The following is a 25,151-nucleotide window of genomic DNA, read 5'->3' on the forward strand; positions in this document are numbered from 1 at the left end:
CAGTCGATGGAACAGCGCCAGCCTGCCGCCGCCCGGTCGGTGCTCGCCGCCGCGACCCTGCCGCGCGGCCGGCTGGCGTTCGAGCGCGTGGTCGCCGCGCTGCTGGCCGACGACATGGTCGACCCGGCCGACCGCGAGCGCATCCAGTTCTCCGCCTCCGGCGCGCGCAACGCCAGCGAGGTGCACCCGCTGGTGCTGCTGGCCAACCTCAAGCTCAGGGCCGGCCAGCCGCCGGCCGGCGAACTGGGCCTGGAACGGCTGACCGAATGGCTCGCCACCCGCACCGGCATGCGCTACCTGCGCATCGACCCGACCCGGGTCGACGTGCATGCGGTGGCCGGCGTGGTCTCGCACGCCTACGCGCGCCGCCACCGCATCCTGCCGCTGGCGGTCGAGCCCGAGCACGTGCTGGTCGCCACCAGCGAGCCGCTGGCGCTGGACTGGCTCGCCGACGTGCAGCACCTCACCCGCCGCCGGATCGACCTGGTGCTGGTCAATCCGCTCGACCTGCACCGCTACACGATGGAGTTCTTCGGCGTGACCCAGTCGGTGCGCGGCGCGCGCAACGACGTGCGCGGCTCCGAGTCCTCCAGCGGCCTGCCCAGCTTCGAGCAGCTGGTCGAGCTGGGCCGCGCCGGCGACGTCACCGCCGACGACCAGCACGTGGTGCACATCGTCGACTGGCTGCTGCAGTACGCCTACGAGCAGCGCGCCAGCGACATCCACCTGGAGCCGCGCCGCGACATGGGGCGGATGCGCTTCCGCATCGACGGCGTGCTGCACAAGGTGTTCGAGGTGCCGCCGAACGTGATGACCGCGGTGGTCAGCCGGATCAAGGTGCTCGGGCGCATGGACCTGGGCGAGCGCCGGCGCCCGCAGGACGGCCGCATCAAGACCCGCTCGCCCGGCGGGCGCGAGGTCGAGATGCGCCTGTCGACGATGCCGACCGCGTTCGGCGAGAAGTGCGTGATGCGCATCTTCGACCCGGATGCGGCGTTCAAGGACATCGAGCAGCTCGGTTTCAGCCCCGACGAGGCGGCCGGCTGGAACGCGCTGGTGAACCGCCCGCACGGCATCGTGCTGGTCACCGGCCCGACCGGCTCGGGCAAGACCACCACGCTGTACTCCACGCTCAAGCGGCTGGCCACCCCGGACGTGAACGTGTGCACGGTCGAGGACCCGATCGAGATGATCTCGCCGGAGTTCAACCAGATGCAGGTCCAGCACAACATCGACCTGGACTTCGCCGCCGGCGTGCGCACCCTGCTGCGGCAGGACCCGGACATCATCATGATCGGCGAGATCCGCGACCTGGAGACCGCGCAGATGGCGGTGCAGGCCTCGCTGACCGGGCACCTGGTGCTCTCGACACTGCATACCAACGACGCCCCCTCGGCGATCACCCGCCTGCTCGACCTGGGCGTGCCGCACTACCTGGTCGCCTCCACCCTCAACGGCGTGCTGGCGCAGCGCCTGGTGCGCACGCTGTGCCCGCACTGCAAGCGCCCGCACGCACTGGACGACGCCGACTGGGCGGCGCTGCGCGAGCCGGGCGAGGCGTTGCCGGCGCGGGTGACGACCTACGCGCCGGCCGGCTGCCTGGAATGCCGGCGCACCGGCTACCTCGGCCGGGTCGGCCTGTACGAGCTGCTGCCGGTCACGCCCGCCCTGCGCGCGCTGATCCGCGCCGACATGGACCTGGCCAGCTTCAGCCGCGCCGCCCGCGGCGAAGGTCTGCGCACCCTGCGCCGCACCGGCCTGGAGAAGGTCGCCGAAGGCCTGACCACCATCGAGGAAGTGCTGTCGGTGCTGCCGCCGACGGAGTAGTCCCGGCGGCGTTCGCCCTGGAGGGCCCCGCCATCCCCCGACCGACGGCAGGCCGCCACGAAGCCGCGAGCACAACGATTCCAGCGGAAACGGTTGAAGCCGGTCGCTGCGGACGCTCTAATCGACCGCAGCAAGCCGTTCCCCCACCCAGCGTCGATGATCCAACTCCCCTTCCTGATCCTCGAGACCGGCCAGCCCGTGCGGTCGCTGAAGCGCTATGGACGCTTCCCGCACTGGATCCGCGTCGCCGCGGGGCTGGCCGAACGCGACACCGTGGTGGTCGACGTCGAATCCGGCGCGGCGCTCCCGGACCGCGGTCGCTTCGCCGGGGTCATCGTCAGCGGCTCGGCCGCCTTCGTCACCGACCGCGCCGACTGGAGCGAGCGGTCCGCCGACTGGCTGCGCGAGGCCGCGCACGCCGGCATGCCGCTGTTCGGCATCTGCTATGGCCACCAGCTGTTGGCGCACGCCCTGGGCGGCCAGGTCGACTACAACCCGGCCGGGCGCGAATCGGGCACGATCGAGCTGGAACTGCACCCGCCGGCGGCCGAGGACCCGCTGTTCGCCGGCCTGCCGCTGCGCTTCCCCGCGCACGCGACCCACCTGCAGACGGTGCTGCGCGCGCCGGCCGGCGCCGTGGTGCTGGCGCGCTCGACGCAGGACCAGTGCCATGCCTTCCGCTGGGGCGAACGGACCTGGGGCGTGCAGTTCCACCCCGAATTCGCCACCCACCACATCCGCGGCTACGTCAACGCCCGCGCCGACTGCCTGGCCCGGCACGGCCGCTGCGCCCGCACCATCGCCCGCGAGGTCACCGCCGCGCCCCTGGCGCGCAAGCTGCTGCGGCGCTTCGTGCAGCATGCGCGCGGCCTTCGCCCGGCCGCCGGCGCCGGCGGATAGGGGCACCTGCCCGCGGATGTGCGGGCCGTTGCGAGGGACGCACGAAAAGCGGCGATAATCCGCAGGCGCCGGAGCCTCCGGCGCGATCCCCCACCCGGAATATCCATGAGAGAGATTCACAAGGTGCCGGCGTCCTCCGGCGCGGAATGGTTGTTGACCGGCTTCTCGCTGCTGCGGCGCGCGCCGCTGGCGCTGGGCTCGCTGGGCGTGACCTGGGGCCTGATCGCCTCGCTGGCCTTGCTGCTGGCCGGGCTGGTGCCGGCGCTGGGCACCGCGGTGCAGTTCCTGCTGGTGCTGGCCGGCCCGCTGTTCATGGGCGGGCTGCTGTGGGCGGTCCGCGAGGTCGACCAGGGCCGCCCGGCCAAGCCCTCGCACCTGCTGCACGGACTGCAGGACGGGCGTGCGCCGCACCTGCTGGTGGCGCTGTTGCCGCAGATCATCGCCGGCCTGCTGCTCGGCATCGCGCTGCTGGTGCTGATCGGCACCAAGGGACTGCAGCAGCTGTCGGACGTGATGGTCCAGCTCAACGCGATCAGTGCCTCGGGCGCGCAGCCCGACCCGGGCGAGATCGAGGCGCTGGCGGCCACGCTGCCGGCCGGGCGCATCCTGTTGTGGCTGCTGCTGGTGCTGGCGACCTTCGCCGCGCTGACGCTGGCGCTGTTCGTGATGCCGCCGCAGGTGATGTTCGACCAGAGCGGCGGCTGGAAGGCGCTGCGCAACAGCCTGCGCGCCAGCATCCACAACCTGCCGGCGATGCTGGTGTTCTTCGTGCTCGCCTTCATCGCGCTGTTCGCGATCTACTTCGCGGTGATGATCGTGGCGCTGGTGATCGGCCTGGTCGCGGGCCAGGGCGCGGCGATGTGGGTCGCGCAGCTGCTGCTGATGGGCGTGCTGATGCCGGTGTTCGCCGGCGCGGTCTATGCGGCCTGGAAGCAGATGTTCACGCCCCCGGGCAGCGGCCCCGCAGGCACGGGCACGCCCCCGCCCGGCAACGTCTTCGCGGCCTGATCCGTTCCCTGCCGCGCGGGGCCGCATCCCGCGCAGATCCCAGGCGATGTGCCCGCGCCCGCCCTCCGGCGGGCGCATTCGCATGGGCGTTCCGGTGGAAAAAAATGCAAGTTCGCCATGCTGGCGCCCTTGGCTCCCGCAGCCAGATTTTGCATTAGAAAACCATATACATAACGGCGAATATTTCATTGGTATTGCATAGCTTCGTCGCCTAGCCTCGTTTTTGTGCCGGCGGTCGCAATGTCGGCGGTCCCACCGGATGTCACCGCGGGACTGCCGTGACACGTGGGACATGGCGTTTGCAGCAACCGGCCGACCACGCCGGACCATCTCTGACATCCCGGCGGAGCCATGCCTGCGGGCGATACCGCGTCGGCAAGGGGCGGCCGCTGAACGATCCATCGGTAACTTTGTCCTGGGAGGGAACAAACGATGCCGTTGCAACCCGAGCGCCGTCCGCACGAGCTGCGGGCACGCCCCGCTTTTGCCCGCGAACTGCGCCTCTCCGTATTGGCCCTGGCCCTGACTGCCTGTTTCGGCGCCCGAGCGCAGGCGCAGGCGCCGCCCCCATCCACCCCGCAGGCGGCTTCCGGCGAGCAGCCGGTGACGCTCGACGGCGTCGTGGTCACCGGCCAGCGCGCCGCTCTGGACAAGGCGGTATCGGTCAAGCAACTGGAAGACCACGTGGTCGAGGTGATCTCGGCCGACAACATGGGCCAGATGCCCAATGTCACCGTGGCCGAAGCGCTGGCTCGTCTGCCGGGCGTGACAGCCACGCTCGATCGCGGCAACGCCAGTCTGGCGACCGTGCGCGGCCTCGGCCCGCGCATGACGATGGGCACGGTCAATGGCCGCGAGATCGCCTCGTCCGAGCCGGACCGCGCAGTGCGCTGGGAGGTGTTCCCGACCGAGATCGTCTCCACCGTCAAGGTCTACAAGACGCCATCGGCCGACCTGATCGCCGGCGGCATTGCCGCCACCGTGGACATTTCCACGATCGCACCGCTGGACTACACCGGCCCGCAGTTCGTGGGCACCGCCGGGCCGGTGTTCTACGACCAGGGCAAGGACGTGGACGGCTACAGCCCGTGGGGCAGCCGCTTCGGCGCCAGTTGGGTGCACAAGTTCAACGACAACCTCGCCATCGCCATCGGCGCCACCTACCAGAAGCAGAAGAACGCCAATGCGTTGATCGGTAGCTGGGGCTACACCGACGACACCAGCGCGATGGACGTGGATGGCGACGGCGTCAAGGACTACACACCCTGGGGCGCAGCCGACCAGCTCAAGCTGATCGACCAGACCCGCACCGGTGCTACTGCCACGCTGCAGTGGCGCAGCGGCAACTTCGAACTCAAGGCCGACGCACTGTACTCACGGGTGCGCATCGACGAGGACCAGATGCAGACCTGGTTCCGCAACTGGGACTACAGCATCTGGTCGTGGTGGAACCCGTATGCCCAGCCCGGCTCGTCCGTGCGCATGATCGACCACAACGTGGTCGGCGGCACCCTGATCAATTCCCAGTGGGGTACTCCGCTGGAAATGGACCAGGTGATCGCCAAGTACAACGAGGTCAAGACGCTGACGGCCGGTGGCCTCAACGGCAAATGGACCGGCGAGGTGTGGACGGTCGAGGCCGACCTGTCGGCCTCGCAGGCCAAGCGCGACAATAGTTGGCGTTCGGTCTCGTTCGGCCTGAATCCCGACAGCATCTCCTGGGACTTCGGCCCCGGCCACGCACCGTGGATCTCGGCGAGCTCGTCCGCGCCGACCTGGGGCGTGTCCGGCAGCAACGAGCCGCAATCGCTGCGCGACCGCATCGGCGCCTTCGCCATCGACGCTACCCGCCAGCTGGAAGGCCCGGTCAACCAGATCCAGTTCGGCGCGCGTGCTTCGGACCGGGTCAAGCAGAACCGCCATTATCTGGCCGACTACTCGGGCTTCGACCAGCCGATCTCCGCCTACGACGGGCTGATCCGCGAATCCAGCATCCCCGGCCTGAACGTGCCGCCGGTCTATTCGGGCAACCTCAACGCAGTCGCCGATCTCGCCTTCGGCGGTTACGATCCGTCGGCACTGAACGAGCAGATGCTCGACCACTGGAAGGTGCAGGAAAAGGTGCAGGAAGCCTTCGCCAAGGCCAGCTTCAGCAGCACCTGGTTCGGCATCGACGTCACCGGCAACGCTGGCGTGCGCGTGGTCAACACCCGCACCACCAGCACCGGCTACGACACACTGGACGGCAGCACCTATTCGCCCAGCCGCGCCAGCAACCGCTATACCGACGTGCTGCCGAGCGCCACGCTGAACTTTCTGATCGCCGACGACAAGATCCTGCGCCTGTCGGCGGCCAAGGTCGTGGCCCGGCCGCCGCTGGACGAGCTGCGCACCGGGCGCCAGCTCGACAATCCGGCCACGGTCAGCGGCCAGCTGACCGGCAGCGGCGGCAACCCGAAGCTGGATCCGTTCCGCGCCAAGCAGCTCGACCTGTCCTACGAGTGGTACTTCCGCAAGGAGGCGCTGGCGGCACTGGCCGTGTATCGCAAATGGGTGGATTCGAGCATCGGCTACAAGACCGCGCACGAAACCATCAACGGCCACGACTACCTGATCAGCGGCCCGTTCAACGGCGGCGGCGGCCACATCAACGGCGTGGAGCTGACTTTCCAGACGCCGTTCTGGTTCATCCCGCACATGGAGAACTTCGGCATCTATTCGAACTTCTCCTATGTCGATTCCGACCTCAAGGAGTTCGCGCCGGCCAACAACCCGCTGCCGTTGAGCGGCCTGGCCCGCAAGAGCGGCACCGCCGACCTGTGGTACAGCAACGGCAAGGTGGAGGCGCGCGTGGGCTACAGCTACCACAGCCCCTACACCACCGTGTATGGCTGGAACGCGGCGCGCCTGGTCCGCCTGGACAGCATGGGCACCTGGGACGCGAGCGTGGGCTGGCAGATCAACGACCACTGGGGCGTGAAGCTGCAGGTCAGCAATCTCACCAACGAGTCCATGCGTGCCTACACCGACAACCTACCGTACCGGCTGGCGAACATGGACGACGGCGGCTACCAGCTGTTCGGACGGCGGTTCGCGCTGGAAGCGACGTTCAAGTTCTGAGTGTCGCCGTGCGAGGAGCGATATCCATGGCAACTCCGATGACAGGATGGCGGCGCGCCTTCCTGCTGACCGCAGTGCTGGCCGCGTTGCCGGCCTGGGCCGCCGAGCCCGCCAAGCCGCTCTATTTCGGCGCCGACCTGTCCTACGTCAACGAGATGGAAGACTGCGGCGTGCGCTATCGCGAGAACGGCGTCGAGAAGGACCCGTTCGTGGTCTTCAAGGAGCACGGCACGAATCTGGTACGGGTGCGCCTGTGGAACGACGCGCGCTGGACTAATTACAGCGATCTGACCGACGTCAAGAAAACCATCCGTCGCGCACGCGAACAGGGCATGCAGGTGCTGCTGGATTTCCACTACTCCGACGATTGGGCCGACGGCGACAAGCAGCTCATCCCCAAGGCCTGGGCCGACATCGACAACGTGGATGATCTGGCGCGCACGCTCTACAACTTCACCTACGACACGCTGGCAGCGCTGGATCGATCAGGATTGATGCCGGAACTGGTGCAGGTCGGCAACGAAACCAATCCGGAACTGATGTCGCGCGTGCCGTGGAACAAGAAGAGCCCGATCGACTGGACCCGCAACGCCAAGCTGTTCAACGCCGGCATCAAGGCGGTGCGCGATGCCGGCGCGCGCGCGAAGATCCAGCCAAAGGTGATGCTGCACATCGCCCAGCCCGAACATGTCGAGCCGTGGTTCGCCGATGCCGCCAAGGCCGGCGTAACCGATTTCGACGTGATCGGCATCAGTTATTACCGCAAGTGGTCCACCGAATCGATGCCGGAACTGGGCGCAACGATCAAGCGCCTGCGCGGGCGCTACCCTGCCGACGTGATGGTGGTGGAGACCGCGTATCCATGGACGCTGGAATCGGGCGACGAGTTGCACAATCTGCTGGGTGAGGACTCGCTGATCGCCGGTTATCCGGCCACGCCGGAAGGCCAGCGCCGCTACATGATCGATCTCACTCAGCTGGTCGTGGACAACGGTGGCAACGGCGTCGTGTATTGGGAACCGGCCTGGACCAGCAACCGCTGCAAGACCCGCTGGGGCACAGGCTCGTCGTGGGAGAACGCGAGTTTCTTCGACTTCCGCAATGGCAACGAACTGCTGCCCGGGATCGACTTCGCCCAGCATGACTACCTCCGGCGCGAACCGCGCTGAGCAGCGCTGCCCCTGGCCACTGTGGGAGGGGCTTCGGCCCCGATGGGCCTTTGCGGAAAAGCGTCGGGGCTGCAGCCCATCCCGCAGCCACTCCCGCTCGGGCAGGCGATACAGATTAAGGAGTCTCCATGACTGAACTCAGCCGACGTGAACTTCTCCGGGCGATGCTTGCCAGTGGCGTAAGCGCATCCATGCCCATCGCGGGCATCGGACTGGGCGCGGCATCGGCCGCCAGTGCGGCGCCACCTTCGCGCACACCCGCACGCCTTGGTGCCACCAGCGCCAGCGCGCGCGAGCGCCTGCTGTTCGACTTCGGCTGGCGCTTCCATCTGGGACACGCAAACGACCCGGCACGCGACTTCAATTTCGGCACGTTCCAGCGCACCTACGCCAAGGCCGGTGAGAAGACCGCCGACGCGGCGATGCTGGAGTTCGACGACAGCAGCTGGCGTCTGCTCGACCTGCCGCACGACTGGGCAGTGGAGCTGCCGTTCCAGCCCGATCCGGCCTCGGCCGGCATCAACGGCGAAGACCCGGCCGCCGCGCACGGCTACAAACCGCTGGGCCGCACCTTTCCCGAGACCAGCATCGGCTGGTACCGGCGCATCTTCGAGGTCGCCGCATCCGACCTGGGCAAGCGCATCCACCTGGAATTCGACGGCGTGTTCCGCGACTGCACCGTGTTCTGCAACGGCCACATCGTCGCGCACCACGCCAGCGGCTACACCGGCTTCGAGGTCGACCTGAGCGACGTGCTCGACTACGGTGCGCGCAACGTCATCGCCGTACGCGTGGATGCCACGCTCGGCGAAGGCTGGTTCTACGAAGGCGCCGGCATCTACCGGCATGTCTGGTTGCGCCGGACCGATCCGCTGCACGTGCCCACCGACGGTGTGTTCGTGCGTAGCGAAGTGCGCGATGGTCGCGCCATCGCCCAGGTTGTCAGCGAGATCCGCAACGACGGTATCGAGCCGATCGAATGCACACTCGTCTCACGCGCGATCGCCCCGGATGGTCGCGAGATCATTCGTCAGGCCGCACAACCTCTCACGGTGCGCCCCGGTGAGACACGCAACGTCGAGCAGGCGCTCGTGCTCGGCGCACCCGCGCTATGGTCGTTGCAGACACCGCAGCGCTACCGGCTGATCACCGAACTGCATGCCGGCGAAATTTGTTGCGATGCGGTCGATACCCTGTTCGGCATTCGCAGTATTAACTTCGACCCGCAGCGCGGTTTTCTGCTCAACGGTGAGCCGGTCAAGCTGCAAGGCACCTGCAATCATCAGGACCATGCCGGCGTCGGCACCGCGATCCCCGATCGCCTGCAGGAATGGCGCATCGAGCAACTCAGGACGATGGGCTGCAATGCCTATCGCAGTGCGCACAACCCCGCCACGCCGGAGCTGCTGGAAATCTGCGATCGGCTGGGCGTGTTGGTGATCGAGGAAACCCGGCGCATGTCATCGGACAGCGAAGCGCTGCACGAACTCGAATCGATGATCCGGCGCGGCCGCAATCATCCATCGGTGATCGCATGGTCGCTGGGCAACGAAGAGCCGCAGATGGTCACCGAACGCGGCGCGCGCATCGTCGGCAGCATGAAGCGGCTGGCACACCGGCTCGACCCGACCCGGCCCAGCACCTTCGCCATGGACAAAGGCTGGGACCAGGGCGTGGGCAAGGTCGTGGACGTGGTCGGCTTCAACTACCGCACCAACCAGATGGACGAGTTCCACGCGCAGTTCCCCGGCATTCCGGTGTACGGCAGCGAGACCGCCAGCGCGGTATCGGTACGCGGCGAATATCTCAACGACGACGCGTGCGGCTACACCAGCGCCTACGACGTGAACTACCCGTGGTGGGCGTCCTCGTCCGAATCGTGGTGGGCCTTCGTTGCCGAGCGGCCCTGGGTGGCGGGTGGCTTCATCTGGACCGGCTTCGATTACCGCGGCGAACCCACGCCCTACAACCGCTGGCCCAACGTCGCCTCGCAATTCGGCGTGCTCGACAGCTGCGGTTTCCCCAAGGACAACTATTGGTACTACCGCGCGCAATGGACCCGCGAGCCGGTGCTGCACCTGTTCCCGCACTGGAACTGGGACGGCTTGCTGCCCGAGGTCGCCAACGGCCAGGTCGACGTGTGGTGCCATACCAACCTCGACGCAGTGGAACTGATCGTCAACGGCGTCAGCCAGGGCATGCAGCAGGTACCGCGCCACGGCCACGTCGAATGGCGCGTGCGCTACGCCCCCGGCGCGATCGAAGCGCGCGGCTATCGTGATGGTCGTGTCGTACAGACGCAGATCCGCCGGACCACCGGCGCGGCCGCTGGCATTCTTCTGCGTACCGATCGTCCCATGCTATCGGCCGATGCGGAGGATGTGAGCGTGGTGGCGGTGGAGATCGTCGATGCACAGGGCAATATCGTGCCGACTGCAGACAACGCCGTGCGCTTCGCAATGCAGGGACCGGGACATCTGCTTGGTGTCGGCAACGGCAATCCGACCAGTCACGAAGCCGACAAGGCTGACATTCGCCAGACCTTCAACGGCCTGTGCATGGCGATCGTCCAGGCCACCCGCGACACCGGCACGATCACGCTACGGGCGACCTCGCCAGGGTTGAAGCCGGCGACGCTGCGAATTCCGGTACAGGCCACCCGGGCGCGGCCTTTTGTGGTTTGAGAACTGACCGACCCCAACTGCTCTCGGCACCCGGCGCCACCCACAAGATTCGCCATCCCCGCGAAGGCGGGGATCCAGGAAGTTCGTTGCTCACCATGCAATGCCACTGGGTCCCGTCCCCGCGAGGCGGCAGTTGTGATTTTTCAGCGACTCCAAAGTAAATGCCGAGAACAACGAGGCCCGCCATCGCGGACCTCGTTGTTTCGTCCGTGCATGAAGGCACGTCAGTTGAAAGCATTCATCGCCTGCGTGAACTGGCCGCTGGCATTGACCGCGCCCATCGTATAGCCCTGCCACCCCGGATATGCCTGCGGCTCCCAGTAGAAAACGCCGAGGCCATTCGAGCCGAGCGCCTTGTTCTTGGCGATCAGGTCGACCAGCATCGAGTAGGACGTACTGGCCTGCTGCCAGTCCATGCCCACTTCGCTCACCATCACCGGCTTGCCATAGCGAGACACCATGTCCTGCATGTTCGTATTGATCTGACTGTTGCTCGTCTGCCAGGAATTCGCGGCCGGATAGTGCGACATGCCGATCACGTCCCACTTGCCGCCGGCGGCCTTGAACGCGTCGAAGAACCAGCGGAAGACCGCATTGTCATAACCATTGGCCAGATGCACGATCACCGGCGCGTTCGGATACACCGCCTTGGTCGCGTTGTAGCCACTGTTGATCAGATTGGCGATCGTGCTGAAGTTGTTGACCTTGCCATCCGGCCACAGCAGACCGCTGTTGATCTCGTTGCCCACCTGCACCCAGCTCACGGTGATGCCGTTTGACTTGAGGTAGTTCAGGATGCCGTAGGTGTGCGCGTACACGTCGTTGACCAGCGTCGAGCCCGTATGACTGGCCCACGCCGCCGGCTTGGTCTGCTGGCCCGGATCGGCCCAGGAGTCGCTGTAGTGAAAGTCGATCATGATGCGCATGCCTTGCGCAGCCGCGCGCTTGGCCTTGTAGAGCGTATCGGCGCCATCGCACCAGCCGCCGGACGGGTTTACCCACACGCGCAGACGCACCGCATTGACGCCGGTGTTCTTCAACAGTACGAAAGCATCCGTCTGCACGCCCGACGCATTACGGAACACGTAGCCATTCGATTCTTCCTCGCTAATCCAGCTCACGTCCGTGCCCTTGGCGAACTGCGCCATCGCCGAGCTGGCCTGGAATGCGAGCGGCAACGCCAACAACCAGGCGGCTTTTACCATCTTCGAAAAAAACATGAGAAATCCCTCCCGAGATTGATTTTGAACACAGCATCGATCGGGCCGGTCTGGCTACGCCGCTACGCGGCGCAGTCCGGTGGCCTGCACCTGGATTTCACGGATCGTTCGTTTGACGCATCCCATCGCGACTGCGCAAAGCCTCCACTCTCGCAGTACTTCCATGCACGAGAACCTGCCGCCTCCCAATGCGCTTCTCATCCGGCCAGGGATCCTGCCAGGCAGGACATGGGGCGCATGCTCCGTTATGTCGCCCTCGCTACGAGGCGAGAGTAGGAATGCCCCCAATGCCGTACAAATGAATTGTTGGGTCAGAACTATGCGGTGCGGAAATACCCGCCCATATGCAGGTCCTCAGGCTGGGAATAGAGGTGCGGCGCAGAAGAATCCATACGAAGAATCCCGCGACATCCGGCTTCGCTCGTGCCCTCGTCCGCCCCTGCGGGCACCTTCCTCCGGAAGGGAGAAGACAGAGCGCCAATGCGTTCTTGCTCCAGGCAATTACGAGTATCGGGATCATCGTAGGAGCAGCGTGAGCCACGATGAGGCTTTGGCTAGGCGCTATCGCGGCTCGCGCCGCTTCCACAGCCCTCCATGCGTGCTGTTACTTGGCCCCCAGAGCGGACGAGAGCGCCGTTTTCGGCTGCGACAGGGCTCACCGGGAAAAAGCGAAGAACTCCTTCGCCCGGCGGGCGGGCCTTCGCAATGCAATGGAAAGCACGAAGGCGGAGTGTGCTTTCCTTGGGTCTATCTTTGTGCAAATAAAGATAAAGTCACTCGCCAAGGGCGAAAGCTTTTGGCTTTATTACCACGGGATGATCAGCCGTTCGGCGGCTGAAAAGCGCTTCTCGCTTCTGCGGGAATGACGATAGAGAGATGGCTTGGGCTGACAGGCAACGAAAGACACGGGGTCCCCGCCTGCGCGGGGACGACGGTAGCGAGATGACGTACCCACCCCACCGTCACTCCCGCCGCACCAACCACCGCGAAGCCACGATGCCCAACTCGTAGAGAAGGCACATCGGAATCGCCAGCATCAACTGCGACACCACGTCGGGCGGCGTCAATATCGCCGCCAGCACGAAGATGCCCACGATCGCGTAACCGCGGCCCTGCCGCAGCTGCTCCGGCGTCACCCAGCCGAGCAGCACCAGGATCACCAGCGCCACCGGCAACTCGAAACTGCTGCCGAAGGCAAAGAAGATCACCAGCACGAAGTCCAGGTACGAACCGGCGTCCGGCGTGATCGCGATGACGTCCGGCTTGAACGTGGTCAGGAAGTGGAACACCGCCGGCAGCACCAGGAAGTACGCGAACGCGCAGCCCACGTAGAACAGCAGCACCGCCGAGAACAGCAACGGCATCGCCAGCCGCTTCTCGCGCTGGTACAGGCCCGGCGCCACGAACGCCCACGCCTGGTACAGCAACCACGGCACCGCCAGGAACACCGCCAGGAAGAAGGTGAGCTTGAGCGGCGCGAAGAACGCGCCGGCCGGGTTCATCGCGATCATCGTCTGCCCGGCCGGCAGCTGCGACACCAGCGGGTGCGCCAGCCAGCCGTAGATCTTCTGGGTGAACGGCAACAGCGCGACCAGCACCACCGCCAGCCCGGCCAGGCCGCGCACCAGGCGCGCGCGCAACTCGATCAGGTGCTCGATCAGGCTGCTCTCGGCCTGCGCCTCGTCGTGCGAACTCAATGCGGCTTCTCCTGCGTGCCGGCCGGCGGCGGCGCGGCCTCTCCGGCCGGGATGCCCGCGTCCGGCTCCGCCGCCGTCCCGGCGCCCGCCTCATCGGGCTTGCGCGCATCGGCGGTGCGGATGTCCACGTCGCGGTCGACCTCTTCCCGCAAGGCGCGGGTCTGCTCCTGGAGGTGCTGCTGGCCCTCGCGCAGCTGCTGCTCGGCCTCGCGCAGCGAATCCTGCACGTTGCGCAGGTTGCGCTTGAGTTCCTCGGCCTCCAGTTCGCGCTCCAGCTCCTGCTTCACCGACTCCCATTGCTGGCGCGCGCGGCGTACCCACAGCCCGGCGAAGCGCGCCGCCTTGGGCAAGCGCTCGGGGCCGAGCACGACCAACGCCACCACCGCGATCAGCAGCAGCTCGCCAAACCCGATGTCGAACACGGCGCCCGGCCTGGATCAGCGCGCGTCGCGATCGCGCTCGGCCTGCGACTCGCGGGACTGCTCGTGGCTGCGCGAATCGTCGCCGATCTGCCCGGCCGGCTTGTCCTCGTCGCGCATGCCCTTCTTGAATTCCTTGACTGCGTTGCCCAGGTCCTTGGCGCCGCTGGTCAGGCGCTTGGTGCCGAACACCAGCAGCACGATCACCAGCACGATCAGCCAGTGCCAGATGCTGAAACCGCCCATGATCCACTCGCCATTGCTTGAAATAGGGTGATCAGGATAGCGCACCCTGCGTTCCAGGGCGCGCGCACCGGCTCAATTGTGGCCGTCGAGCGGCTCGGTGCGGATCTCGCCCTCGGACACCGGCTGGAAGCCCTGCTGCTGCGGGGCCGCCGGCGCCGGCTGAATCGGCGCCGTGGTCGCCTCGGCGGGCGGCGCGGTGGGCACCGAGGTGGTCACGCTCGGGGCCGGTTCAGGTGCACGGCGCGGCGCGGCGGCGGTGTCGGTGCCGCGCTTGCTGCGCGCCGCATAGGTCGCTTCCTCCAGGCGGTCGCGGAACGCCACCACGTCCGCCGACGGCGGCTCCGGCGTGCGGCCCTCGAAGATCATCCGCGGCGTGCTGCCGGTGCCGTAGACGTCGAGGTTGGCGGCGTTGTCGATCTGCAGCACCGCGCCGTCCAGCGCCACGCCGGCGAACAGGCCGCGTGCGCGCGACCACGACCAGATCTCGGCCTTGAGCTGGCCGTCGGTGGCGGCCGCGGCGTTGCGGCCCACCGGCCCGGCCGCCACGCCCGCATCGGCGCCCAGGGTGAACTTGCCGTTGACGATGTTGTCGAGGCTGCGGTCGTTGCGGAACACTAGCACCACGTCGGACGACTGCACGCCGGCCTGGAAACCGATGCTGCCGCCGGTCAGCTTGACGAACGACGGCTGCGACCAGCTGCCGTCGGGGTTCTTGACCGACATCAGGCCGTGCCCGCGGCGCCCGCCGATCACCAGGCCGGCCTTGAGCGTGTCGGGAATCACCACGATCGCGCGCGCTTCGTCGAGCAACTTGTCCGGGATCGCCTGCTCCGGGATCTCCTGGATCTCGGTCAGTACCCGCACCGCGTTGCGTGCGCGCTGGTCCTCCTCCGGACCGGCGGCGGCGTGGCCGGCGGCGAAGGCGAGCGACAAGAGCAGGGCGAGGCGCGGAAGGCGTGGCATGACGGGCTCCAGGTGGCGATCTGCCGAAGATAAGCCAAGCGGAGAAATTAGTCGCCCGGCAATGAATCACCGGTGAGTGCGACGGCCCGCCTATCGGTCCGATCGCGGATGCGTACCGCAGCCGCGCGCGGGCCTCTGCCACAATTGGTGGATGACCTCGACCGCCGATACCGCCCTGCTCATCGTCAACCTCGGCACGCCCGACGCGCCCACCGCGCCGGCGGTGCGGCGCTACCTCGCCGAATTCCTCGGCGACCGGCGCGTGGTCTCGATCCCGCCGCTGCTGTGGAAGCCGCTGCTGCACGGGGTGATCCTGCCGCTGCGAGGGCCGCGCTCGGCGGAGAAGTACGCGCAGGTCTGGCTGCCGGAAGGCTCGCCGCTGGCGGTGCATACCCAGCGCCTGGCCGAAGGCATCGCGCGCGAGCTGCCGGGCAACTGGCGCGTGGGCGCGGCGATGCGCTACGGCAACCCCGCGCTGCGCCCGGCCCTGGACGCCCTGCATGCCGAAGGCGTCCGCCGCATCGTCGTGCTGCCGCTGTATCCGCAGTACTCGACCACCACCACCGCCTCGGTCGAGGACGTGGTGGACGGCTGGCGCCGGGCGCATCCGGACACCCGCGTCGGCCTGATCAACGACTACGCCACCGACCCGGCCTGGGTCGCGGCGGTGGCCGCCTCGATCCGCGAGCACTGGCAACGCAACGGGCGCGGGCAGCGCCTGATGTTCTCGTTCCACGGCCTGCCGCAGCGCGTGGCCGACAACGGCGATCCCTATCCGCAACGCTGCGAGGCCAGCGCGCGCGCGATCGCCGCGGCGCTGGAACTGGAAGACGAGGCCTGGGAGATCGGCTACCAGTCGCGCTTCGGTCGCGAGCGCTGGCTGCAGCCCTATGCCGAGCCGGCGCTGTGGGCGATGGCCGAGCGCGGCATCCGCGAGATCGACATCGTCTGCCCGGGCTTCGCCACCGACTGCCTGGAAACGCTGGAGGAAGTGGCGATGGGGTTCTCGCGCACGCTCGCCGAACGCGGCGCGCGCCTGCGCTACATCCCCTGCCTCAACGACCGCGCCATCCATGCGCAGGCGCTGGCCCAGCTGGCGGTGCGCGCGCCATGAGCCTGCAGGAATTCGCCTGCGGCATCCGCCTCGGCCAGGTGCGCGGCCTGCGTGCGGAACGCCCCGGGGGCCGCAAGGTGCTGGCGCTGCACGGCTGGCTCGACAACGCCAACAGCTTCGCGCCGATGGCGCCTTACCTCGACGATCTCGACCTGGTGCTGCTGGACCTGCCCGGCCACGGCCACAGCGATTCGCTGCCCGCCGGCAGCGAGTACACCATGATCGGCGCGATCCACAGCGTGCTCGACGCCGCCGACGCGCTCGGCTGGGAGCGCTTCACCCTGCTCGGGCATTCGATGGGCGCCGGCATCGCCAGCTTCGTCGCGGCCGCCGAGCCGGCGCGGGTCGAGGCGCTGGTCGCGATCGAGGCGCTGGGCGGGCTGGGCGAATCGGTGGAGAACACCGTGGACCGCCTGCGCCAGAGCGTGACCGCCACGCGTTCGCTGCCGCAGCGGCCGCTGCGGGTGTTCCCGACCCTGGAGACGGCGGTCCGCGCGCGCATGATGGCCAACCAGCTGAGCGAGGCCGCCGCGCGGCTGCTGGTCGAGCGCGGCGTCCAGACCGTACCCGGCGGCTACAGCTGGCGCACCGACCAGCGCCTGACCTTGCCCACCGCGGTACGCATGACCGAAGCCCAGATCGATGCCCTGGTGGCCGCGATCGAATGCCCCACCCAGGTGATCTTCGCCACGCCGGCGCAGCCCTACTTCCCCGAGCCGCTGCGCAGCCGGCGCGTGACGCTGCTGCCGCGGGGCCAGCTGGCGACGTTGGCCGGCATCCACCACCTGCACATGGAAGAGCCGGCCGCCGTGGCCGCGATCGTGCGCGAGTTCCTGCAGACGCTACCGGGCTGAGTTCCCGGTCGCAGTAGCGACTTTTGTGGGAGCGGCTTCAGCCGCGATAGGGTTTTACCGATAGAGCCCATCGCGGCTGAAGCCGCTCCCACAAAAGCCGCTCCTACGGCGAATCCGCTTCGGAGGAGGCGGGTTGCAGGAGATGGCGCAGCTGCGCCTTGAGCTGGCGGCCGTGCTGGTGGAAGTAATCGCGCTCTTCGCGCCAGCCCGGGAAGCGCTTGCTCACCTCGCGCCAGAACGCCGGCGAATGGTTGGCCTGGATCAGGTGGCACAACTCGTGCACCAGCACGTACTCGAATGCCGCCGGCCGGCCCAGCACCAGCGCCAGGTCCAGCGCCATGCTGCCGTCGGGGGCGAGCGATCCCCATTGCGAGGACATCACCTTGTAGCGCACCGTGCGCGGCGCGCGCGGCAGCGTGGGCAGGTACTTCGGCAGCCAGCGGCCGACGTCGGCGCGGGCCTGCGCCTCGTAGAAGTCCTTCAGTGCGCGCCGCAGCGCCGGCTCGCCCGCGCGTGCCGGCAGGTGCAGGTGGACCGCGCCGTCGGCGGCCTCGATGCGGGTGTAGCGCGCCTCGTGCCAGTGCAGCGGCAGCAGTTCGCCGCGCAGCGGCAGCGTGCCGGGCTGGCCGCGCTGCAACGTCACCAGCGCGTGCGCCTGCCGGTAGCGCGCGAGCTGCTGCGCCAGCCAGTCGCGATGCTCGTGCAGGAAGCGCTCGCCGGCGACGAGGCTGGCGCGCGGCGGCAGCGTCAGCCGCGCGCCGCGCTCGTCGACGCTCAGCTTGATGCGGCGCGCGCGCGGATCGCGCACGCGCAGCACGACGATCTCGCGTTCCTCCAGTCGCAGGCGGACGTGGTCGCGTTCGACCACCTGCGGCGGGGGCGCGATCAGGCGGCGGAGGACGTTCGGCATGGCCGGTACAGCATACGACGGGAGGTTTGCAGATGGGTGTCGAGGAATACCCTTCTTCCTCCGGGCCCGGGCGCGGAGCATGGTGCGCCGGCGGGGTGGGCACGGGCGAAGCCGCGGCGCACCGGGCCGGTGGACATCGTGATGGAGAACGCGCCGCCACGCGCCGGCCAAGGCCGACCACCGCCGAGCGGATGCCCGGATCGCCGGCCGGTCGTGCGCGCGGCGACGCGCTCGTCCGTGCCGCTACCGATCGAGCACTGCGGCACGGCTTAGAGGCTCCGATCCATGGCGCGCCCAGGCCGTGCCATGGGCGCTCCAAGGCACGCGCGCCCGTGGCGCGCAAGCCGTGCCTCTCGCCCGCGGATTCAGGTATCCGCCTTGCTCAGCTTCAACGCCTGTTCCAGCAGCAGGAACAGCCGGCGCACCTCGCCGCTCATCAGCGCGAAGCGGGCGTCCAGCTCGGCGCGCGCGCCGTCCTCCTCGCTGTGCTCGAGCTGGTCGAGCGCTCCGTCGAGGAACTTGAGCTTGCGGATCACCAGGTCATCGCCGAGCACGAAGGAGACGTGGTCGTCCAGCACCAGCGCCAGCTTGGTCACCTGCTTGCCGGCCTCCAGGTGCTTGTCGATCTCCTCGCAGCGCAGTTCCTGATGCTGGCACTTGACCACCGCGCCGCCCTCGATGGGGTCCTTCATCTCGCATTCTTCGCCGAGGCTGAGGCCTTCCGGCAGCGGCTCGCCGGCGATCCAGCCGGTCAGCACCGAGCGCGGCGCCACTTCCGCGTTGAGCGGCAGCGCGGGGAAGCTGCCGAGCAGGCCGCGGATCTCGCTCATCACGTTCTCGCCGGTCTTGCGGCTGGAGGTGTCCACCGCGACGTAGCCGTGCTGCAGGTCGAGCATCGCATCGGTGCGCGAGGTCTTCACGAACGCGCGCGGCAGCAGTTCGTGGATCAGGTCGTCCTTCAGGCGCTTGCGCGCGCGGCCGCCGGGGCGGCGCCCTTCCTTCTCCTCGATCTCGGCGACCTTGCGCGCGAGCAGGTCGTTGACCACCGAGCCGGGCAGGATCTTGTCCTCCCCGCCCACGGTCAGCCACAGGAAGTCGCCGATGCGATGGCTCAGCGCCTCCTGTTCGTCGCGCCCGAACGGCGAGATGAAGCCGCGCGAGGTCATCTCCAGCGGGCCGACCGGGCGCAGCAGCGCCTCGGGCAGCAGCTTGTCGATTTCGGAAAAGTCGATCGAGGTGGGAAAGCGAAACAAGGTCAGGTTGCGGAAGAACATCTGGGATCCGGGATGAAGGGGAATTCGGGACTGGTCGGGATCCGCCGTTCCCGCCAGGGCGGGCATCGGGCGTCCTGCCCGCGCGGGACGCGGTCCGGACGACAGTCGCTGGGTTCCCGCCGGGGCGGGAACGACGGTGGGAACATCGCCACCCGCTCAGGCCACGCCGTCTTCGGCCGCCGCGGTGGGTTCGCCCGCGAGCCAGGCGTGCGCGTCGGCCCGCACCGCGCCTTCGCGGTGGCCGAGCGAGAGGAAGTCGAACAGGGTGCGGTCGGCCAGTTGCGAGGGCCGGATGTCGCCGAGCGCGCGCGCGATCTGCTCGACGCGGCCGGGATGGTCCTTCTCCCACTGCTTCAGCATCGCCCCGACCTGCTTGCGCTGCAGGTTCTCCTGGCTGCCGCACAGGTTGCAGGGGATGATCGGGAACGCCTTGGCCTGCGCGTACTCGACGATGTCGGCCTCGCGCACGTAGGCCAGCGGGCGGATCACCACGTGCTTGCCGTCGTCGCTGCGCAGCTTGGGCGGCATGCCCGACAGCTTGGCGTGGTGGAACAGGTTCATGAAGAACGTGGCGACCATGTCGTCGCGGTGGTGGCCCAGCGCGATCTTGGTGAAGCCGTTCTGCTCGGCGTAGCCGTACAGCGAGCCGCGGCGCAGGCGCGAGCACAGCGAGCACATCGTCTTGCCTTCCGGGATCACCCGGCTGACCACCGAATAGGTGTCCTGCTCGATGACGTGGTACGGCACGCCGATCGAGGCCAAGTAGTCGGGCAGTACGTGCTCGGGGAAGCCCGGCTGCTTCTGGTCCAGGTTGACCGCGACCAGCTCGAACGGCACCGGCGCCTTCTTCTGCAGCTGCAGCAGGATGTCCAGCATGGTGTAGCTGTCCTTGCCGCCGGACAGGCAGACCATGACCTTGTCGCCGGCCTCGATCATGCCGAAGTCGGCGATGGCCTGGCCGACCTGGCGGCGCAGGCGTTTGGCCAGCTTGGCATGTTCGCGCTCGACCGCGCGGGGATCGCGGCGGGTCGGGGAAGGATCGGGGAGCGGGATGACGGCGGCATTCATGGCCCGCGCATTCTACTCGGTCGCGGCAACGGCCTTGCGGCGGCGCCCGCTCCTGGCGGGAGCGGTCCGGCCCCGGCGGGCGCGATGGCGCAACGCAGCAAGGCCTTTGCACGAACTGCTGCTAGAGTTCGGCCGACTCCCGACGAGCCGTCGCTCCGATGCAAAGCCCCCGTCCCGCCCTTGCGGTTTTTTTTGCTGCGATTCCTGGTAGCGCTAACATCGCGGTCCGCGCCGGAGGCCCGGCATGAGCGCGCTCTACGTGGGCCTGGACGTAGGCACGCAGAGCGTGAAGCTGGTGGCCTACGATCCCGAGGCGGGGGAGGTGGTGTCCACGCAGTCGTCGGCGCTGGCGCTGACGAGCGCGGAGGACGGCACGCGCGAGCAGGAAGCGGCGTGGTGGATCGAGGGGATCGTGGCGTGCTTTGCCGGGATGCCGGCCGGGCAGCGGGCGCGGGTGCGCGGGATCGCGGTGTCGGGCCAGCAGCACGGGTTCGTGCCGGTGGCGGCGGACGGGACGGTGACCGCGCCGGTGAAGCTGTGGTGCGACACCAGCACGCAGGCGCAGGTGGAGGCGCTGATGGCGGCGGTGGGCGGGGTGCCCGGGGCGGTGGCCGCGGCCGGCAACCCGATCCTGGCCGGCTACACCGCCTCCAAGCTGCCGTGGACCCGGGTCCACCGGCCCGCGGCGTACGCGGCGATGGCCACGGTGATGCTGCCGCACGACTACGTGAACTTCTGGCTGACCGGCGAGCGCTTCATGGAAGCCGGCGACGCCTCGGGCACCGGCTGGCTGGACGTGCGCACGCGCACCTGGTCCGAGCCGATGCTGCGGGCGATCGACCCGGAGCGGGACCTGCGCGCGGCGTTGCCGCCGCTGGTGGAGCCGGGCACGAGCTTCGCGCTGTCGGCGGCGGCGGCGCAGGCGCTGGGCCTGCCGGCGGGGGTGCGGGTGACCACCGGCGGCGGGGACAACATGATGGCGGCGATCGGCACCGGCAACGTGGTGCCGGGGCGGCTGACGATGAGCCTGGGCACCTCCGGCACGCTGTTCGCGCATGCCGAGCGGCCGGTGGTGGACGCGGCGGCGCGCTGGGCGGCGTTCTGCGACTCCACCGGCGGCTGGCTGCCGCTGATCTGCACGATGAACTGCACGGTGGCGACCGAGGCGGCGATGCGGCTGGGCGGTCTGGACCGGGCGCAGGCCGAGGCGGCGGTGGCCGGCACGGCCCCGGGCGCGGACGGGCTGGCGATGCTGCCGTTCTTCAACGGCGAGCGCACCCCGGACCTGCCGGCCGCGCGCGGGATGCTGTTCGGCATGGAGCCGCACAACACCACGCCGGCGCACGTGTACCGGGCGGCGATGGAAGGAGCGACCTACAGCCTGCGCAACGGCTATGACGCCTTCGTCGAGGCCGGGCTGCGCTTCGACACGGTGCTGCTGACCGGCGGCGGCTCCAAGAGCGCGCAGTGGCGGCAGATGGTGGCCGACGTGTTCGGGCTGCCGGTGCGGGTGCCGAGCCAGCCGGAGGGTGCGGCCTTCGGGGCGGCGCTGCAGGCGCTGTGGGCGTGCGCGGGCGGCGGTGCGACGCTGGCGGAGGTGGTGCTGGCGCACCTGCAGTTCGACGAGGCCCTGGCGGCCACGCCCGATCCGGGCCGCACGGCGGCCTATGCGCAGGGCTACCGGAGCTTCCAGCGCTACCTGCAGGCGGTGACGCCGCTGTACCGCGGTGCGGTCTCATGAGTGCCGCGGGAGGAGCCTTTGTCACTTCTACACACGATTTCCCCAGACGTTTCCCTTTCCCTTTCCCCCTGATCAGCAGCAAGGACCCGACATGAGCAGCAACGTTTTCATCGGCGCCAAGGAATATTTCCCGGGCATCGGCCGGATCAAGTTCGAAGGCCGCGACTCGGACAACCCGCTGGCGTTCAAGGTCTACGACGCGGACAAGAAGATCGGCGGCAAGACCATGGCCGAGCACCTGCGCTTTGCCACCTGCTATTGGCACACCTTCGGCAACGCCGGGGCCGACCCGTTCGGGCCGGGCACGCGCAAGTTCCCGTGGGAGGCCGGCACGCCGATGGCCACGGCCGAGGCCAAGGTCGATGCGGCGTTCGAGTTCTTCACCAAGCTGGGCACGCCGTTCTGGTGCTTCCACGACGTGGACCTGGCGCCGGACGCGGACGACATCGGCCAGTACGAGAAGAACCTCAGGCACATGGTGGCCCAGGCCAAGGAGCGCCAGGCGGCGACCGGGATCAAGCTGCTGTGGGGCACGGCCAACCTGTTCAGCCACCCGCGCTACATGAACGGGGCGGCGACCAACCCGGACTTCGCGGTGGTGGCGCGCGCGGCGGTGCAGGTGAAGGCGGCGCTGGAGGCGACGGTGGAGCTGGGCGGGGAGCACTACGTGTTCTGGGGCGGCCGCGAGGGCTATGCGAGCCTGCACAACACCGACATGAAGCGCGAGCTGGCCAACTTCGCGCGGTTCCTGACGATGGCGCGCGACTACGGCCGCAGCATCGGGCTGAAGGGCAACTTCCTGATCGAGCCCAAGCCGATGGAGCCGATGAAGCACCAGTACGACTTCGACAGCGCCACGGTGGCCGGCTTCCTGCGCGAGCACGGGCTGGAGAAGGACTTCAAGCTCAACATCGAGGCCAACCACGCCACGCTGAGCGGTCACACCTTCGAGCACGACCTGCAGGTGGCTTCCGACCACGGCCTGCTGGGCAGCATCGACGCCAACCGCGGCAATGCGCAGAACGGCTGGGACACCGACCAGTTCCCGACCGACCTGTACGACACGGTGGGGGCGATGCTGGTGGTGCTGCGCCAGGGCGGGCTGGAGGGCGGGTTGAACTTCGACGCCAAGCCGCGCCGGGAGTCGACCGACCTGCAGGACCTGTTCATCGCGCACATCGGCGGCATGGACGCGTTCGCGCGCGGGCTGGAGGTGGCGCACGCGCTGCTGACGGCCTCGCCGTGGGAGCAGTGGCGCCAGCAGCGCTATGCCAGCTTCGACAGCGGCGCGGGCAAGGACTTCGTGGACGGCAAGCTGGACCTGGCGGCGCTGGCGGGCCTGGCCGCCCAGCACGGCGAGCCGAAGCAGACCAGCGGCCGCCAGGAGGCCTACGAGAACCTGCTCAACCAGTACCTGTTGCGCTGACCGCGCCTGAACGCCTGGCGCGCTGCGTCAGGCCGGGGCGCGAAGCGAGGTGCCCCGAAGGGGCGGATGAGGGTTCGGGCGAAGCTTCATGTAGCGAGACATCACAAGAGGCTGCGCCCTTACCCTCACTCGAGCCCCCGCTCCGCGCCCCGGCCCACGCCAGCGGCGCGGGCGCCCAGGCGCACGCGCGCGACGGCGCGCAAGCCGTACCCCTTCGCCCCGATGGGAGGGGGCTCGCAGAGCTTTACCGGGGGCGTTTTTTCGCGGTCGACGCCGCTCCCGCGGCAGCAACCCGCTTGCGCGGCGGCGCCACCGATTCACGCTGCACCAGTTGATGGGCCACGACATGATCGAACACCGTCCGCGTCACCTTCCCTTGGTCGCGTATCTCGCGCAGCAGCAGGTCGATGGCGGTGTCGGCCATCGCCGCGATCGGCTGGTGGACGGTGGTGAGCTCGGGCCAGACCGCGGTCGCGGTCGAGGTGTCGTCGAAACCGACCACCGACAGGTCGCGCGGCACGTCCAGGCCCTGCCGGTGCGCGACCGAGACGGCGGCCGAGGCCATGTCGTCGTTGCTGGCGAAGATGGCGGTCGGCGCGGGCGAGACCGCGAGCAGCTTCTCGGCCGCGGCCAGCCCGGAACGGTAGGTGTAGTCGCCGTACTCGACCAGGGCCGGATCGAAGGCCAGGCCGGCCTCCTCGAGCGCGGCGCGGAAGCCCTCGAACCGGCGCAGGCTCGCGCTGAGGTTGCGATGGCCGTGGATGAAGCCGATCCGGGTATGGCCCTTGGCGATCAGGTGCGCGGTGATCTCCATCGCGGCGCGGTACTCGTCGATGCGCACGCACGAGACCTGCCGGTTGAAGCGTCCGGAGGCGATCGACACCACCGGCACCTTGGCCTTCACCAGTTCCTGCACCGCCGGCTCGGACTCGCACAGCGGCGGCGGCAGGATCACGCCGGCCACGCTCTTGGCCAGCGCGCGCGCGGCCTTGCGCTCGGCCTCGGGCGTGAGCCCGTCCCAGTAGTCGATCACCAGCTGGATCGAGGTATGCGAGACGGCGCGCAGCACGCCGAGCAGCAGCTCGCGCAGGTAGGCGCCGCTGGGATCGCTGTGGATCAGCGCGATGCGGGTGTTCTGCGCGGCCGCCAGCGCGCTGGCGGCGAGATTGGGCTGGTAACCGAGCTTCTTGATCGCGGCCAGCACCTTCTCGCGGGTCGAGTCGCGCACGTTGCCCTTGCCGTTGACCACGCGCGAGACCGTCATCGGCGACACCTTGGTCAGGGCCGCGACCTGGTCGATGGTGACCGCCTGTCCCTTGCGGCGGATCGATTTGCGATTTTTTTCCAAATGCGTTCCCTTCCTCTGGCAGGCTGCCGCCATCGGCAGGCAGGCGATGTGCACGATCCCCGGCCAGGCAGCGCCACTGCGAACGGCCAGCGTCTTGCGCGGCCCATGGTAGCGTTAACCCGTTGTGCCGGCGACAAGCCGGGCATGGCCCGGGCGCCCCGGA

General features: G+C 68.6%; 17 protein-coding genes and 2 pseudogenes. 10 read left to right on the forward strand and 9 right to left on the reverse strand.

What is annotated here, in order from left to right; genetic code table 11:
• Positions 1 to 6 precede the first annotated feature (6 nt).
• The 6 genes and pseudogenes from M3M27_RS19335 to galA all read left to right on the forward strand — a co-directional run bounded on the left by M3M27_RS19335 (position 7) and on the right by galA (position 10,708).
• The gene (locus M3M27_RS19335) at positions 7 to 1,827 is read left to right on the forward strand and encodes a GspE/PulE family protein (RefSeq protein WP_434026677.1); all 1,821 of its coding nucleotides are present in this window, start codon (positions 7 to 9) and stop codon (positions 1,825 to 1,827) included.
• A gap of 156 nt (positions 1,828 to 1,983) precedes the next feature.
• A complete protein-coding gene (locus M3M27_RS19340; protein ID WP_140727438.1) occupies positions 1,984 to 2,727 on the forward strand; it encodes a glutamine amidotransferase in 744 nt (247 codons plus the stop codon).
• A 105-nt stretch (positions 2,728 to 2,832) separates the two neighbouring features.
• Positions 2,833 to 3,735, forward strand: coding sequence for a BPSS1780 family membrane protein (locus tag M3M27_RS19345; protein ID WP_218569844.1), 903 nt, complete (start codon positions 2,833 to 2,835; stop codon positions 3,733 to 3,735).
• A 432-nt stretch (positions 3,736 to 4,167) separates the two neighbouring features.
• Positions 4,168 to 6,855, forward strand: coding sequence for a TonB-dependent receptor (locus M3M27_RS19350; protein ID WP_434026678.1), 2,688 nt, complete (start codon positions 4,168 to 4,170; stop codon positions 6,853 to 6,855).
• A 26-nt stretch (positions 6,856 to 6,881) separates the two neighbouring features.
• A pseudogene (locus tag M3M27_RS19355) lies at positions 6,882 to 8,003 on the forward strand (glycoside hydrolase family 53 protein); the annotation flags it as partial.
• A 149-nt stretch (positions 8,004 to 8,152) separates the two neighbouring features.
• Positions 8,153 to 10,708: a beta-galactosidase GalA gene (galA, locus tag M3M27_RS19360; RefSeq protein WP_434026679.1), complete on the forward strand. Its 2,556-nt coding sequence runs from the start codon at positions 8,153 to 8,155 to the stop codon at positions 10,706 to 10,708.
• 224 nt (positions 10,709 to 10,932) lie between these two features.
• Here the strand turns inward: galA and M3M27_RS19365 are convergent, their stop codons facing one another.
• The 5 genes and pseudogenes from M3M27_RS19365 to M3M27_RS19385 all read right to left on the reverse strand — a co-directional run bounded on the left by M3M27_RS19365 (position 10,933) and on the right by M3M27_RS19385 (position 15,253).
• Positions 10,933 to 11,928, reverse strand: a complete 996-nt coding sequence (locus M3M27_RS19365) for a glycoside hydrolase family 53 protein (protein ID WP_140727431.1) — start codon at positions 11,926 to 11,928, stop codon at positions 10,933 to 10,935.
• Between the two features lie 962 nt (positions 11,929 to 12,890).
• Complete coding sequence (tatC, locus tag M3M27_RS19370; RefSeq protein ID WP_140727429.1) at positions 12,891 to 13,625, reverse strand: twin-arginine translocase subunit TatC; 735 nt, start codon at positions 13,623 to 13,625, stop codon at positions 12,891 to 12,893.
• A 2-nt stretch (positions 13,626 to 13,627) separates the two neighbouring features.
• Positions 13,628 to 14,047: pseudogene (gene tatB, locus M3M27_RS19375) on the reverse strand (Sec-independent protein translocase protein TatB); the annotation flags it as partial.
• A gap of 15 nt (positions 14,048 to 14,062) precedes the next feature.
• On the reverse strand, positions 14,063 to 14,290 hold the full coding sequence (tatA, locus tag M3M27_RS19380; RefSeq protein WP_140727424.1) for a Sec-independent protein translocase subunit TatA: 228 nt from the start codon (positions 14,288 to 14,290) through the stop codon (positions 14,063 to 14,065).
• Positions 14,291 to 14,362: 72 nt separating this feature from the next.
• On the reverse strand, positions 14,363 to 15,253 hold the full coding sequence (locus M3M27_RS19385) for a lipid-binding SYLF domain-containing protein (RefSeq protein ID WP_140727422.1): 891 nt from the start codon (positions 15,251 to 15,253) through the stop codon (positions 14,363 to 14,365).
• A 151-nt stretch (positions 15,254 to 15,404) separates the two neighbouring features.
• Between M3M27_RS19385 and hemH the strand changes: the two genes are divergently transcribed.
• The gene (hemH, locus tag M3M27_RS19390; protein ID WP_434026680.1) at positions 15,405 to 16,367 is read left to right on the forward strand and encodes a ferrochelatase; all 963 of its coding nucleotides are present in this window, start codon (positions 15,405 to 15,407) and stop codon (positions 16,365 to 16,367) included.
• Positions 16,364 to 17,221, forward strand: a complete 858-nt coding sequence (locus M3M27_RS19395) for an alpha/beta fold hydrolase (RefSeq protein ID WP_434026681.1) — start codon at positions 16,364 to 16,366, stop codon at positions 17,219 to 17,221. Before hemH ends, M3M27_RS19395 begins: the two co-directional genes overlap by 4 nt.
• Before the next feature lie 103 nt (positions 17,222 to 17,324).
• Here the strand turns inward: M3M27_RS19395 and M3M27_RS19400 are convergent, their stop codons facing one another.
• From M3M27_RS19400 to ttcA, 3 genes are all read right to left on the reverse strand, one after another.
• The gene (locus tag M3M27_RS19400; RefSeq protein ID WP_434026682.1) at positions 17,325 to 18,131 is read right to left on the reverse strand and encodes a SprT family zinc-dependent metalloprotease; all 807 of its coding nucleotides are present in this window, start codon (positions 18,129 to 18,131) and stop codon (positions 17,325 to 17,327) included.
• A gap of 365 nt (positions 18,132 to 18,496) precedes the next feature.
• Positions 18,497 to 19,405 carry a recombination-associated protein RdgC gene (locus tag M3M27_RS19405; RefSeq protein WP_140727412.1) on the reverse strand — a complete coding sequence of 303 codons (909 nt, stop codon included), beginning with the start codon at positions 19,403 to 19,405 and terminating at the stop codon, positions 18,497 to 18,499.
• A gap of 156 nt (positions 19,406 to 19,561) precedes the next feature.
• Positions 19,562 to 20,473 carry a tRNA 2-thiocytidine(32) synthetase TtcA gene (gene ttcA, locus M3M27_RS19410; RefSeq protein WP_140727410.1) on the reverse strand — a complete coding sequence of 304 codons (912 nt, stop codon included), beginning with the start codon at positions 20,471 to 20,473 and terminating at the stop codon, positions 19,562 to 19,564.
• 244 nt (positions 20,474 to 20,717) lie between these two features.
• Between ttcA and xylB the strand changes: the two genes are divergently transcribed.
• Together xylB and xylA are read left to right on the forward strand one after the other, a co-directional pair.
• Positions 20,718 to 22,214 (forward strand): xylulokinase, encoded by a 1,497-nt coding sequence (gene xylB / locus M3M27_RS19415; RefSeq protein ID WP_434026684.1) that lies wholly within the window; start codon positions 20,718 to 20,720, stop codon positions 22,212 to 22,214.
• A gap of 91 nt (positions 22,215 to 22,305) precedes the next feature.
• Entirely contained in the window at positions 22,306 to 23,640 is a 1,335-nt protein-coding gene (gene xylA / locus M3M27_RS19420; protein WP_140718572.1) for a xylose isomerase, read from the forward strand.
• A 244-nt stretch (positions 23,641 to 23,884) separates the two neighbouring features.
• On the opposite strand, the gene M3M27_RS19425 is transcribed toward xylA, so the two are convergent.
• Entirely contained in the window at positions 23,885 to 24,988 is a 1,104-nt protein-coding gene (locus M3M27_RS19425; protein WP_177497931.1) for a LacI family DNA-binding transcriptional regulator, read from the reverse strand.
• Between the last annotated feature and the right edge of the window lie 163 nt (positions 24,989 to 25,151).

Origin of the sequence: Xanthomonas boreopolis, from assembly GCF_046529185.1 — a bacterium.
GTDB lineage: Bacteria > Pseudomonadota > Gammaproteobacteria > Xanthomonadales > Xanthomonadaceae > Pseudomonas_S > Pseudomonas_S boreopolis.